Annotated in this window: 13 protein-coding genes; 12 read left to right on the top strand and 1 reads right to left on the bottom strand. The window is 58.2% G+C overall.

The features are described from left to right. Nucleotides 1–81: 81 nt before the first annotated feature. The 11 genes from AC3IP0_RS05920 (at nucleotide 82) to AC3IP0_RS05870 (ending at nucleotide 8065) form a co-directional block, all read left to right on the top strand. Nucleotides 82–828, top strand: a complete 747-nt coding sequence (locus AC3IP0_RS05920; RefSeq protein ID WP_460155938.1) for a S24 family peptidase — start codon at nucleotides 82–84, stop codon at nucleotides 826–828. A gap of 328 nt (nucleotides 829–1156) precedes the next feature. Next, nucleotides 1157–1729, top strand: a complete 573-nt coding sequence (locus AC3IP0_RS05915) for a deoxynucleotide monophosphate kinase family protein (RefSeq protein WP_489326868.1) — start codon at nucleotides 1157–1159, stop codon at nucleotides 1727–1729. A gap of 10 nt (nucleotides 1730–1739) precedes the next feature. Then, nucleotides 1740–2015, top strand: a complete 276-nt coding sequence (locus AC3IP0_RS05910; RefSeq protein WP_489326866.1) for a hypothetical protein — start codon at nucleotides 1740–1742, stop codon at nucleotides 2013–2015. After that, a complete protein-coding gene (locus AC3IP0_RS05905; protein ID WP_154947123.1) occupies nucleotides 2012–2386 on the top strand; it encodes a hypothetical protein in 375 nt (124 codons plus the stop codon). The genes AC3IP0_RS05910 and AC3IP0_RS05905 overlap by 4 nt, the downstream gene beginning before the upstream one ends. Then, complete coding sequence (locus AC3IP0_RS05900; protein ID WP_237882103.1) at nucleotides 2383–2625, top strand: pyocin activator PrtN family protein; 243 nt, start codon at nucleotides 2383–2385, stop codon at nucleotides 2623–2625. The genes AC3IP0_RS05905 and AC3IP0_RS05900 overlap by 4 nt, the downstream gene beginning before the upstream one ends. Nucleotides 2626–2684: 59 nt before the next feature. Then, on the top strand, nucleotides 2685–3026 hold the full coding sequence (locus tag AC3IP0_RS05895; RefSeq protein WP_008048880.1) for a hypothetical protein: 342 nt from the start codon (nucleotides 2685–2687) through the stop codon (nucleotides 3024–3026). A 52-nt stretch (nucleotides 3027–3078) separates the two neighbouring features. Next, a complete protein-coding gene (locus AC3IP0_RS05890) occupies nucleotides 3079–3888 on the top strand; it encodes a DUF2303 family protein (protein ID WP_489326863.1) in 810 nt (269 codons plus the stop codon). A gap of 80 nt (nucleotides 3889–3968) precedes the next feature. Then, the gene (locus AC3IP0_RS05885) at nucleotides 3969–4388 is read left to right on the top strand and encodes a hypothetical protein (protein WP_489326861.1); all 420 of its coding nucleotides are present in this window, start codon (nucleotides 3969–3971) and stop codon (nucleotides 4386–4388) included. Next, complete coding sequence (locus AC3IP0_RS05880) at nucleotides 4385–6475, top strand: DNA cytosine methyltransferase (protein WP_489326859.1); 2091 nt, start codon at nucleotides 4385–4387, stop codon at nucleotides 6473–6475. Before AC3IP0_RS05885 ends, AC3IP0_RS05880 begins: the two co-directional genes overlap by 4 nt. Before the next feature lie 166 nt (nucleotides 6476–6641). Further along, nucleotides 6642–6839, top strand: coding sequence for an excisionase family protein (gene xisR, locus AC3IP0_RS05875; protein ID WP_056856218.1), 198 nt, complete (start codon nucleotides 6642–6644; stop codon nucleotides 6837–6839). Then, nucleotides 6806–8065, top strand: a complete 1260-nt coding sequence (locus tag AC3IP0_RS05870) for an Arm DNA-binding domain-containing protein (protein WP_489326858.1) — start codon at nucleotides 6806–6808, stop codon at nucleotides 8063–8065. The genes xisR and AC3IP0_RS05870 overlap by 34 nt, the downstream gene beginning before the upstream one ends. 420 nt (nucleotides 8066–8485) lie before the next feature. Here AC3IP0_RS05870 and AC3IP0_RS05865 read toward each other — a convergent pair whose 3' ends face one another. Next, nucleotides 8486–9139, bottom strand: a complete 654-nt coding sequence (locus tag AC3IP0_RS05865) for a hypothetical protein (RefSeq protein WP_489326856.1) — start codon at nucleotides 9137–9139, stop codon at nucleotides 8486–8488. Nucleotides 9140–9610: 471 nt separating this feature from the next. Here AC3IP0_RS05865 and mutS point away from each other — a divergent pair, with 471 nt between their 5' ends. Then, the gene (gene mutS / locus AC3IP0_RS05860; protein WP_489327782.1) at nucleotides 9611–12178 is read left to right on the top strand and encodes a DNA mismatch repair protein MutS; all 2568 of its coding nucleotides are present in this window, start codon (nucleotides 9611–9613) and stop codon (nucleotides 12176–12178) included. Nucleotides 12179–12316 lie beyond the last annotated feature (138 nt).

Below are 12316 nucleotides of genomic sequence, written 5' to 3'. Positions count from 1 at the left end.
GCCGAGATTAGCAATTGCTAATGCTTTCAGCAATAGCAAACCGTAATTTACTGTTTGCTAACGGAAAGCGATGATTGGGGAATGGATATAAAGAAAATGCGAGTTCAGGTGCTACGCGACTTGATGGGCGAAAAAACCCAGAAAGAGTTCGCCGACCAATACAACCTAGACGCCTCATACCTGTCGCAATTGCTCAATGGGCATAGATCGCTCGGCGAGAAAGCGGCTGCGAATCTTGAAGCGAAAATTGGTCTTGCCGAGGGCACGCTAACAGCGCCCTCCAGCTCGATGCGCGCCTCCACATCCAGAGCGCCGCAAACGCCAGAGAATGAAATCGTCCCAAGCAATGCCGAGTATCTCGGCCCCATTGATGTTTGGGACGACGATACCCCCTTGGATGATGACGAGGTCTACGTGCCGTTTCTTAAGGAAGTTGAACTATCCGCTGGGAGCGGCCGAACCGCAGTACATCAGTCACACAAGCAAAAACTTCGCTTTGGAAAAATGACCCTAAGGCGGCAAAACGTCCAGGCGAATGAAGCGGTCTGCGTAACTGTTAACGGCAACAGCATGGAACCCGTTCTTCCCCACGGAAGCACCGTAGGTGTTGACCAGGGCTGTACAACCATCACCGACGGAAAAATGTACGCGCTGAATCACGGCGGTCAGCTGCGAGTGAAAACGCTTTACCGGCTACCAGGTGGAGGCATCAGGATGCGTAGCTATAACCGGGAAGAGCATCCTGACGAAGAGTACAGCGCGACCGAACTGCTCAAAAACGAAATCATCGTAATCGGCAAAGTCTTCTGGTATTCCGTATTGCTGTAACCGTTCGCGTCTCAAAGAACCCGCCAAGTGCGGGTTTTTTTTTGCACATCGCAAAACTAAATTAGCATCTGCTATTGCATGTTTATTTAGCTATTGCTAATTTTGCACTCGTATCTACCTCTCACCAAAGAGTACGAGCAATGCAAACCACACAGCACAGCAGCACCCGCTGCCCCGTTTATCTACACCCGACAGCAGCGACCAACCGCGAAGCCGTAATCGCCATTCAGCAAACGACTGGCCTGCTCCTCATCACCAATGTACGCGGCAAGGCGGCAGCACAGCTCATCGCTAGCGCCGACACTTCCCCATGGGGAGGTGACGCAGCATGAAGCAACTATTGATCGGGCTTGCCGGCCGCGCACGCACCGGCAAAACCACTGCCGCCAATCACCTGGCCAACGTTCACGGTTTCCAGACCTACGCATTCGCAGACCCTCTGCGCGAAGGTTTGATGAACATCTTCAACTTGAGTCCGTGCGACTTTGACGACGATCGCAAAGAGCAGCCCATCGCCTGGCTCGGTCGATCCCCTCGCGAGCTGATGCAGTCCATGGGCACCGAATGGGGCCGCAACATGGTCCACCCAGAACTATGGCTGCTACTGGCCGAACAGAACCTCGAATTCCTAGGCCAAGCGCACGACACCGCAACCGGTTTCGTCATCAGTGATCTGCGTTTTGAGAACGAAGCCGACTTTGTCCGCAATCGTGGAGGCATCGTTATCCACGTCCTTCGAACTGACGCGGCAGAGGTCAATCCGCACGTCAGCGAAACGGGCATCGGCATTCAGGACAACGATCTGGTGCTGCACAACGAAGGCGCGCTCGACGACCTTTTCGGACAGCTCGACGAGTTTTTCGGCGCTCTAACAGCTCGCCCTAACAACGCCGCAGCCTGAGGACCGCGCCATGAATCGCACCCTGGACGAAACGGCAGCCGTACTCGGCCTCAAGCCCCGCTCCTTCCGCACCAGGTTGCGGGAGCTGGGAGTCCTCACCAACAACGGCGAGCTCGCCAGCAAACACCGCGATCGCGGTTACCTGTTCTCAGACCCACGCAGTACCTGGGTTCCTGCCATTAAGCAGTACCGCCACTACGCGGTGGTGATGGTGAAAGAAGCAGGCGTTGAATGGGTCGCCAAGAAACTGAACATCATCATTACGCACAAGGACGCCGCAGCATGAGCCAGAACGCCATTACCCAAGCCATCGGCGCACTGAAGCTGGTCCCGATGTTTCTCAACCACCCAACCGTCATCAGCCGCGCCACGCTAATTGGCGCTTCAGCCGAAGCGGTACAACTATTGGAGTCGCTGCCACCGGTCAGCGCCGAACTGGCCGAGGTATTTCGCTGTGTCGATGCCGTCATTGGCGAAGGACAAATCGCCTACGTCACGCCGACTAAATCGCCGGAATACCCCTACGGTGCCGTAGTCGCCGACCAACGCGGCAACGTCTGTGCGGCCGCCATGGGCAAAAGCAAAGAAGGCCTAGCCGAACTGATCCGCCTCAAGTTGCTGCCCCCATCGGAGGGGTTCGGGGAGGACGCTGCATGAGCAACACCCTCGACCAACTTCGGCGCCAGTTCGCAACACCGTGCCCGACGCTGGCAGCCGTACGCGAGCACTACTTCTCGCACATCCGTACCGATCGCCACCTGCTGACCGAAATCAAGAAGGGCCGCATCAAGCTCACGGTCAAGCGCCTGCACGGCTCCACCCGGGCCAAGCCGGTGGTCTACCTGCACGACCTCGCCGAATACCTCGACGCCCAAGCGTTGACAGCTGCGGCCTGATTCAACGGTGGCCCTTGCCGTTCAGGGGCAAACAACACGCACTCAATAAGGCACAGCACATGAAAGCCACAGACACGAACGACTTTTTCAACTCACTCAACGCCGGTGTGTTTGCCCAACAAATCGGCCAAGCGCTCTCGAACGTCGCGGCTGGCGTCATCGATTACGGCAAAGCGGGCGAAGTGAAGATCACCCTGAAGATGAAACAAATCGGCCAGAGCAACCAGGTTGCCATTAGCCACACCCTCGATTTCGCTCAACCCACCAAGCGCGGCAAATTGCGCGAAGACTCGACCCTGGACACACCGCTGTACCTCACACCGCAAGGTCTCACGTTGTTCCAGAACGACCCGACTTCGCAGCTTTTCAAGAGCGAAGACACGCCGGTAGTTCCGCGCTAATAGCAGCACCGCACCGCAGTACAAAATCCTCTCACCAAAAAAGGAAGCATCAATGCCACTCGCTAAAGACGCACTCGAACACATCCTGGCTCAATCCCACGCAGCCACCACCCTGCCTCCGACTCTGGTGCCCGTAACGGCTTTGCCCGCAGACGTCAAAATTCACAATCTGGAACATCTCCAGGCTCTCCGCTCGCGCTTTCGCGGAACGCTCTCCACCCACAGCCTGCGCGACTTTGCCGACTACACCATTTCCCGCAACGGTGCCGAAGCGCAGGGCTTCATCAATCAAGATGACATGAGCTGCAAAGTGTTCTTCAACCTGGGTGATGAAATCACCCCAGGTCATGCCGACGACGTGGCGATCCTGAAACTCAAGCCAACTGCCGCGTACAAGGCACTGCAAGAAATTGCCGGGAGGAAGCTCAGCCAACGGGACCTGGCAGAGTGGATCGAAGACTGGCACCTCAGCCTTGTCGCAAGCAAGGAAGGTGGCGGCACCATGCCCATCAGTGCCGCCGTCGCGAGCGTGCGCAACATCACCATCGAAGCCCGCAGTTCGGCCACCAGCAGCGAGCACAACTTCGGCGCAACCCGCAGCGCAATGGACAGCATCGAAGCCGCCAGTGCAGAAAGCCGTATCGAAGCCCTGCACTTTTCGCTGATCCCATACGAAGGCCTGGCCGTGCGCGTCTTCACCCTGAAGCTCAGCATCCTGACCGGCGATGACAAACCGACCCTCAAGCTGCGCTGGGCCGGCGAAGAACAACAAGTCGAGGAGATTGCCCAGGAGTTCAAAACGACACTCGCCAAAGAAGTCGGAGGCGCAGCGAGCCTGACCCTGGGCACCTTCAGCGCGTAACCACTCAACCCATATAGCACCATCCCGTCGCCGGCCTCTCACCAAAAATCCCGGCGGCGGGCTCTACCGAGGCACAGCACATGACAGCAATTCAAATTTGCGCCCTGATCGTTCTGATTCTGCTTTTCGCCCTCACCTATTGGGCCGGCTATCGCGGCGGTCTAATCGATGGCCGAATTGATGGCATTGACGAAAGCAAAGCTATTCAACACTCAGATGAGGCAGAAACGATCCGCAATCTGCAGCTTTCGCTTGACCAGGCCCAAGGCCACCATAAGCAATTGTATTCCCACTACGAACGCGCATTGGCTGCCTCGAAACTGGGGGAACAAGAGCGTCAAACCCTGATGGCCATCGCTGAACAACTGAGAATCGCGGCCGAGACATTCAGCGCCTTTCGCACCGGCAAAAAACTCGAACGAGACACCCTCTCGCTCCGCGATCAAGCACTCGCTATGGCAGCCCTTCTGGTGCCAACAGCACAGGAGGACGTTGCATGACCTCCTTTAAAAAACAACCCTTCGACTTCAAGACTCAATACGGACTCGGCTTCAGCGCTCAGGATGATGAGATTGTTGTCGACTTCTTCTGTGGTGGCGGCGGCGCCGGTACCGGGCTGGAGATGGGCTTGGGTCGCGCAGTGAATGTCGCGAAGAACCATAGCGCCCAAGCGATCAGCATGCACACAATCAATCACCCGGGCGCCGTGCACTACACCACCGACGTATTCGATGGCGATCCGGACACCGAATGCGGTGGCAAGGCCGTGGGTTGGTTCCACATGTCTCCAGACTGCACGCACCACAGCCAGGCCGCTGGCGGGCAGCCGCGCAAGCGGGAGATACGCAACCTGTCGTGGATCGGCCTGAAGTGGGCAGGCAAAAAGAAGCCCCGTGTTATCAGCCTGGAGAACGTGAAACAGATTCTCCAGTGGGGGCCGCTGATCGCAAAGCGCTGCAAGGTTACCGGCCGGGTGGTGACTCTCGACCTGGTACCGCATCCCACGAAGCCGAATAGCATGGTTAACCGCATCGCCGACCAGGGTGAGATCGTGCCGGTGAACAATCAGTTCCTGGTGCCCGACCCGAAACGCCGCGGGCAGACCTGGGGCGTGTTCGTTGCCGAGCTGCAGCACCTTGGCTATGTCGTTGAGTGGCGGGTGCTGAAGGCCTGCGACTACGGCGCACCGACCAGCCGCGAACGCCTGTTCATGATTGCCCGATGCGACGGCCAGCAGATCATGTGGCCAGAACCTACTCACGCAAAGAATCCGACCAAGGGCCAGAAGAAGTGGCGCACTGCCGCCGAGTGCATCGACTGGACGATCCCAAGCAAGAGCATCTTCGACCGGGCAAAGCCGCTGGCACCGGCCACCCTGCGTCGGATCGCTAAGGGTATGAAGAAGTTTGTCATCGATGCCGCTGACCCGTTCATTGTGCCGATCGCGAACTGGTCCGGCGACAGTGTGCAGTCAGCAAATGATCCGTTGCGCACCGTGACCTCATGGCCGCGCGGTGGCTCGTTCGCCATGGCCAGCCCGATCATCGCACCAGCCACGCACCAGGGCAGCGATCGGATCAACGATCCACACGCCCCGCTACCAACGGTAACCTGCGCCAATCGCGGCGAGCTGACGTTGATCAGCCCTACCCTGATCCAAACCGGCTACGGTGAACGCGCCGGTCAAGTACCGCGGGTGCCCGGGCTGGATCAACCGCTCGGCACGGTGGTCGCTGGCGGCGTGAAACACGCAGTTGCCGCTGCGCACCTGGTGAAATTCCGGTTTGCGGACGAAGGCAAAGCCCTCGATGAGCCGCTGCCGACCGTCACCAGCGGCGGCAACTACCAACGGCCGGCCGGGGCAGCCCACGCGATGGGCATTTCGACGGTGTTCATGGCCCAGATGAATGGTGGCTTCAACGCCACCGACGCCAAGAGCATCGAAGACCCGATGACCACGGTAACCAACACCGGTAGCCAGCAGCAGCTGGTGACCGCGAACCTGGTGCACCTGCGCGGCAACTGTGATGCACGGGACGCCGCCGACCCGTTACACACCATCAGCGCCGGCGGCACTCATCACGGCCTGGTCACTGCCTTCATGGAGCGTCAGTTCGGCGCCAGCGTTGGCCAGGCCATGGACGAACCGGCACCAACCATCACCGCAGGCGGTGGCGGCAAGAGTTCGCTAGTCGAGTTCCAACTCTCGCCAGAGGTTGAAGCCGGAGCGCTGCGCGTCGCAGCATTCCTCATCAGCTACTACGGCACCGAGAACGTGAGCGGCGCTGGCGAGCCAGCACCAACCATCACCACCAAAGATCGGCTGGGACTGGTCACCGTGACCATCAAGGGCACGCCGTATGTGATCGTCGACATCTGCCTGCGGATGTTGCAACCCACCGAGCTGTACAAGGCCCAGGGCTTCCCGGCCGACTACATCATCAGCCACGGTGCCGACGGCAAGCCATTCACCAAAACCCAGCAGGTGCACATGTGCGGCAACAGCGTCAGCCCTCCGCCGATGGCCGCACTGGCGCAAGCGAACGACCCATGGCGCCAAGCACAAGTGCTGAAGGAGGCTGCATGACAGCCCTTCGCCGAACAGTCCGAATCCGGAGCGGACAAATGCCGCCTCTCGATTTACAAACCATCTGCGACAAGTGCAACACGTCGCGGGCACATGGCAACCACGAACAATGCAGTAAACAGCGCCAGGCCGAGGGCATCGCGCGCCGCGCAGGGGAGAAACAGCAATGAGCCTTCCACGCTGGGTAATGATCAATCGCGCATCTGAGCTGACTGGATACAGCGAAGACGCCATTCGCCACAAAGTGAAGAACGGCACCTGGGCCCAAGGCCGCATCTGGCGCAAGACGCCAGACGGCCGCATCGCAATCAACATGACGGAGTATGACAAGTGGGCCGAGAGCGCACCGCAGGAAGCGGCCTAGAAGCAGAGCTGGCCAAGCATAAAGGGATCGAAATACACGGCGGCTACATACGCATCGTGTTCATGTGGCGGCGAATCCGCTGCCGTGAATCCCTTGGCCTCCCCGTCACCAAAGCCAATATCAAACACGCCGCCCTACTCCGGGCGGCGATCATCCACGAAATCAAGACAGACCGTTTTGATTACAGCCGGCACTTTCCCGACTCAAAGAATGCGACTAACTACAGCAATATAAAGGACGAGCGCCTGACCGCATTGATGGCCCGCTATAAGCCATTAAAGGCCGTGGACCTCACGCCGATGACCGAGGAGAAGTACGGCTATGCACTCGACATCTGTACTGAACTGCTTGGACCAGACCGACTGGCAGGAATCCTACTGCCCGAAGACATTCAGCGGCTCAGGACGCAACTGATTACCGATCGGGCACCATCTACCGCGAACCACTACTTGGCCACATTCGCGGGATTCTTGACGTGGTGTGAAAACAACAGCTACTGCCGAAAAGGGCTGGCCGCGGCATGCATACGATTCGCAATGACCGACCGCGAGCCGGACCCTCTGACCAAAGCCGAATTTCAACAGCTGCTCAACAAGGGTTGCCTGCACCCGCAGGATTCAGCGGCTATTACTCTCGCGGTTTATACCGGCCTTCGCCCAGGCGAAATGTGCGCGCTCGCAGTCGAAGATATTGACCTGACCACCGGACAGATCAACATCACTAGGGCAATCACGGCAGACGGAACCTTCAAGGTGCCCAAGACTGGAAAGCCTCGGACAGTACTTCTTATGCCGCCGGCTGTTGAGGCCTGCAAAATCCTGATGGGGTTGGTAGCCGAGCATGCGCCACGCGAGATCGAGGTGTACATGAACCGCCACGAAAGCCGCGTCGAAACCGTAACGCCGCTGCTGTCCCCAACCACGCAAGCCAGAAAGAAAATCATCAACCACTGGTTTATTCCGACATCCTGGAATACCAAGTGGGCAGCCATTCAAAAACGCTCAGCTATCCGCGCGCGCCGTCCATACCAGACTCGACACACCTACGCCTGCTGGTGCTTAACCGCTCGCGGCAACCTAGCGTTCATAGCAAAGCAAATGGGTCACAAGGACTTCACAATGTTGGTCGAGGTGTACGCCAAGTGGATGGACGATGAATCGCCAAGCGAGCTGGAACACATATGGCAAAATTTGAGGGGAATACAGCAACAAAGGTGGGAAAAATGAACAATTTTACGTCTCCCCCAGGTAACCACCCCAGCTACGCTGGGGTGGTTACCTGGGGGAGCATTTCAAGCAGAAAGGCACCTATCCCATTTATTTAGCCATACGTCAATATAATTTACAAGCATAAGAGTTAGAAAAACACAGCTCGCAAAATATAAGATCCGGACGTGCTTATAAAACAGGCGAAAAAAAGCCCGGCGTATAGCCGGGCTTTTTTTGATCGCGAATCAGCACGTCATGACGGGTTTCTCGATACCCAGCTCAGCGCACGCTTGCTTCAGGCTTTGATCAGCCTCTTGGAAACGACGTACGCGGGCTAGAGTGTAGTCACGACCACTGAGCCCGTCTTTGCGAGGGGTTGCGGCGTGCTTTGCTTGATACTCGCTAGCGCTAAAGCTTTTCATGACCTGATTCCTTTCCTTACAAGGGAATAAAGCAATCTTTGTTGCTTTGATATGTTTCTAACATGTGCTGCAAGACGTGTTTGAAGGTTGCATGCCCCGTTGAGTACGTGGCTGCATGCACTCCATTGAATCCCTGAAAATCAAGATAACGATAGAACAGGTCGTCAAACATATCTACCTGCTCACGAACGCTATCTCGGATCGTTTTGTTCTTGAAATCATCAATAAAGTGATAGTAGTCGCCATTTGGCCATCGTGGGCGGTGATACATCAGCACCGCTGGCTTCAAAGGATTAACAGAAACTACACGCCCCTCGTTTGGATCATTCGTAGGATTGATCGGATCGAGTGCGAACCACAGCCAAAGGACCGCGGCACAACTCATAGCAAATCTGCCCACCGCAATTTCAACGTCGGCGTCGGTGCGACCCAAGGCCTCAATAAGGTCCTGCAGTTGCCCCACATTACCGCCAGGGTTTGCCCGCAGATAAATACGGATCTTTTTTCCGAGCGGAGCATCCTGTAGCACCTGAATCAAAGGTCCCACCGACGCCGGATCGATACAGGAGAGCTCGATAGTCTCCCTGTCATCAGCCTGGACAACGTGCAACTGTGACACTACGGACTCAGCAGCAGTTCCATCCTGCTCGGCGATTGCACCTACTTCCATGAATGACCCTTAATTGACACGTTCTTATTGCCAATAATCATATGGCAATAGTGGCCATTTGCCACCTATATAGTCGAAAAAAGCCCGGCTTCAGCCGGGCTTATCGATCATTCCTCGCAATAAATAGGAACGACGGGATGTGCGAATCTTCGGTCATGCGGCCTTTTGATGTCAAGAAATGGATTGTGACATGTCACACTTTTCCTCAAGGTTTCATCCTGGAAACGGGTCAGAGCCCAGCACTTCACGAAACAGCGCCCATTACCGCTGGGCATGGCCGCTCCACACCCATGGTAATCTAAGACTCAACGAGCAAATTTTAAGTAGGGAAGCTCATCATTATCAGAGGTGAGTAGTGCGGGATTGAACCATGCGCCTCCGCGCTTCAAACTTACGCAATGCCGTACGAAACGCCCCATTTTTGCCCCACACTTTCGAGAGCACAGCTCTAAGCCACTGATGAATAAAGCAATTTCTGACTTATCCAGCCACACCCCGATGATGCAGCAGTACTGGCGCCTGAAAAACCAGCACCCGGACCAGCTGATGTTCTACCGCATGGGCGACTTCTACGAGATCTTCTATGAAGACGCGAAGAAGGCCGCCAAGTTGCTGGACATCACCCTGACGGCCCGCGGGCAGTCAGCCGGGCAGGCGATTCCGATGTGCGGGATTCCTTACCACGCCGCCGAGGGTTACCTGGCAAAACTGGTGAAGCTTGGCGAATCGGTGGTGATCTGCGAGCAGGTCGGCGACCCGGCCACCAGCAAAGGGCCGGTGGAGCGGCAGGTGGTGCGCATCATCACGCCGGGGACGGTGAGTGACGAGGCGCTGCTCGACGAGCGTCGGGACAACCTGATCGCCGCCGTCCTGGGTGATGAGCGCCTGTTCGGCCTGGCGGTGCTGGACATCACCAGCGGCAACTTCAGCGTGCTGGAAATCAAGGGTTGGGAAAACCTGCTGGCGGAACTGGAGCGGGTCAACCCGGTGGAGCTGCTGATCCCGGATGACTGGCCCAAGGACTTGCCGGCGGAAAAACGCCGTGGTGTGCGTCGCCGCGCGCCGTGGGATTTCGAGCGCGATTCGGCACTCAAAAGCCTGTGCCAGCAATTCTCGACCCAGGATCTCAAGGGCTTTGGCTGCGAAAACCTGACCCTGGCGATCGGCGCTGCCGGTTGCCTGCTGGCCTACGCCAAGGAAACCCAGCGCACCGCCCTGCCCCATTTGCGCAGCCTGCGCCATGAACGCCTGGACGACACCGTGGTGCTCGATGGCGCCAGCCGTCGCAACCTGGAGCTCGACACCAACCTGGCCGGGGGCCGTGACAACACCCTGCAATCGGTGGTGGACCGCTGCCAGACCGCCATGGGCAGCCGCCTGCTGACTCGCTGGCTGAATCGCCCGTTACGCGATTTGACGGTGCTGTTGGCGCGTCAGACCTCGATCACTTGCCTGCTCGACGGCTACCGCTTCGAAAGACTGCAACCGCAGCTCAAGGAAATCGGCGACATCGAGCGGATTCTTGCTCGGATCGGCCTGCGCAATGCCCGCCCCCGCGACCTCGCCCGCTTGCGTGATGCCCTCGGCGCACTGCCGGAACTGCAAGTGGCAATGACGGAGCTCGAAGCCCCGCACCTCCAGCAACTCGCCACCATCACCAGCACCTACCCGGAACTGGCGGCACTGCTGGAAAAAGCCATCATCGACAACCCGCCCGCAGTCATTCGTGACGGCGGCGTGCTGAAAACCGGCTACGACAGCGAACTCGACGAACTGCAGTCGCTCAGCGAAAACGCCGGGCAATTCCTGATCGACCTCGAAGCACGGGAAAAGGCTCGCACCGGCCTGTCACACCTGAAGGTCGGTTACAACCGTATCCACGGCTACTTCATCGAGCTGCCAAGCAAGCAGGCGGAATCGGCACCGGCCGACTATATTCGCCGCCAGACGCTAAAAGGCGCCGAGCGCTTCATTACGCCGGAACTCAAGGCGTTCGAAGACAAGGCACTGTCAGCCAAGAGCCGCGCCCTGGCCCGCGAGAAAATGCTGTATGAGGCACTGCTCGAAGATCTGATCAGCCAGCTGCCACCGCTGCAGGACACTGCCGGCGCCCTGGCCGAGCTGGACGTCTTGAGCAACCTGGCCGAACGTGCGCTGAACCTCGACCTGAACTGTCCGCACTTCGTCAGCGAGCCGTGCATGCGCATCACCCAGGGTCGTCACCCGGTGGTCGAACAAGTGCTGACCACGCCATTCGTGGCCAACGACCTGAGCCTGGACGACAACACCCGCATGCTGGTGATCACCGGTCCTAACATGGGCGGTAAATCCACCTACATGCGTCAGACCGCCTTGATCGTGCTCCTGGCGCACATCGGCAGCTTCGTGCCGGCAGCCAGTTGCGAACTGTCGCTGGTCGACCGCATCTTCACCCGGATCGGCTCCAGCGATGACCTGGCCGGCGGGCGTTCGACCTTCATGGTGGAAATGAGCGAAACCGCGAACATTCTGCACAACGCCACCGAGCGCAGCCTGGTGCTGATGGACGAAGTCGGACGCGGCACCAGCACCTTCGACGGTCTGTCCCTGGCATGGGCGGCGGCCGAACGCCTGGCGCACCTGCGTGCCTACACGCTGTTCGCCACCCACTACTTTGAACTGACCGTCCTGCCGGAAGCCCAGCCGCTGGTGGCCAACGTGCACCTCAATGCCACCGAGCACAACGAGCGCATCGTGTTCCTCCACCACGTGCTGCCCGGGCCGGCCAGCCAGAGTTATGGCCTGGCCGTTGCGCAGCTGGCAGGCGTACCGAGTGAAGTCATCACCCGTGCCCGCGAGCATTTGAGCCGCCTGGAAGATACCGCCCTGCCCCATGAAACACCGGCACCGGCCAAAGGCAAACCGGCCGCGCCGCAGCAAAGCGACCTGTTTGCCAGCCTGCCGCACCCGGTGCTGGATGACCTGGCCAAGCTCGACCTGGACGACATGACGCCACGTCGTGCTCTCGAAATGCTCTATACACTAAAGACACGGATCTAACGCAGCGGCTTGCAAGCTGTTAGAATCTCGCGCGGTTTGGGATGCTGCTGGCTAATAGCCTGGCCAGCAGACTATCGCTCCCGAACCTGGCGACCCCTACGAGAAGGGGCGCAGCAAGCCGCGCCTGAGGAGAAAATT

The sequence above is a fragment of the Pseudomonas sp. GL_103 genome (assembly GCF_057835175.1).
Note: the sequence above shows the minus strand (reverse complement) of the source record. Positions and strands in the feature narration are given on the sequence as shown.

Excerpts from the sequence above, each read along its gene's own strand:
- AC3IP0_RS05920 (WP_460155938.1), top strand. The coding sequence starts at position 82 with ATGGATATAAAGAAAATGCGAGTTCAGGTGCTACGCGACTTGATGGGC.
- AC3IP0_RS05915 (WP_489326868.1), top strand. The coding sequence starts at position 1,157 with ATGAAGCAACTATTGATCGGGCTTGCCGGCCGCGCACGCACCGGCAAA.
- AC3IP0_RS05910 (WP_489326866.1), top strand. The coding sequence starts at position 1,740 with ATGAATCGCACCCTGGACGAAACGGCAGCCGTACTCGGCCTCAAGCCC.
- AC3IP0_RS05905 (WP_154947123.1), top strand. The coding sequence starts at position 2,012 with ATGAGCCAGAACGCCATTACCCAAGCCATCGGCGCACTGAAGCTGGTC.
- AC3IP0_RS05900 (WP_237882103.1), top strand. The coding sequence starts at position 2,383 with ATGAGCAACACCCTCGACCAACTTCGGCGCCAGTTCGCAACACCGTGC.
- AC3IP0_RS05895 (WP_008048880.1), top strand. The coding sequence starts at position 2,685 with ATGAAAGCCACAGACACGAACGACTTTTTCAACTCACTCAACGCCGGT.
- AC3IP0_RS05890 (WP_489326863.1), top strand. The coding sequence starts at position 3,079 with ATGCCACTCGCTAAAGACGCACTCGAACACATCCTGGCTCAATCCCAC.
- AC3IP0_RS05885 (WP_489326861.1), top strand. The coding sequence starts at position 3,969 with ATGACAGCAATTCAAATTTGCGCCCTGATCGTTCTGATTCTGCTTTTC.
- AC3IP0_RS05880 (WP_489326859.1), top strand. The coding sequence starts at position 4,385 with ATGACCTCCTTTAAAAAACAACCCTTCGACTTCAAGACTCAATACGGA.
- xisR (WP_056856218.1), top strand. The coding sequence starts at position 6,642 with ATGAGCCTTCCACGCTGGGTAATGATCAATCGCGCATCTGAGCTGACT.
- AC3IP0_RS05865 (WP_489326856.1), bottom strand. The coding sequence starts at position 9,139 with ATGGAAGTAGGTGCAATCGCCGAGCAGGATGGAACTGCTGCTGAGTCC.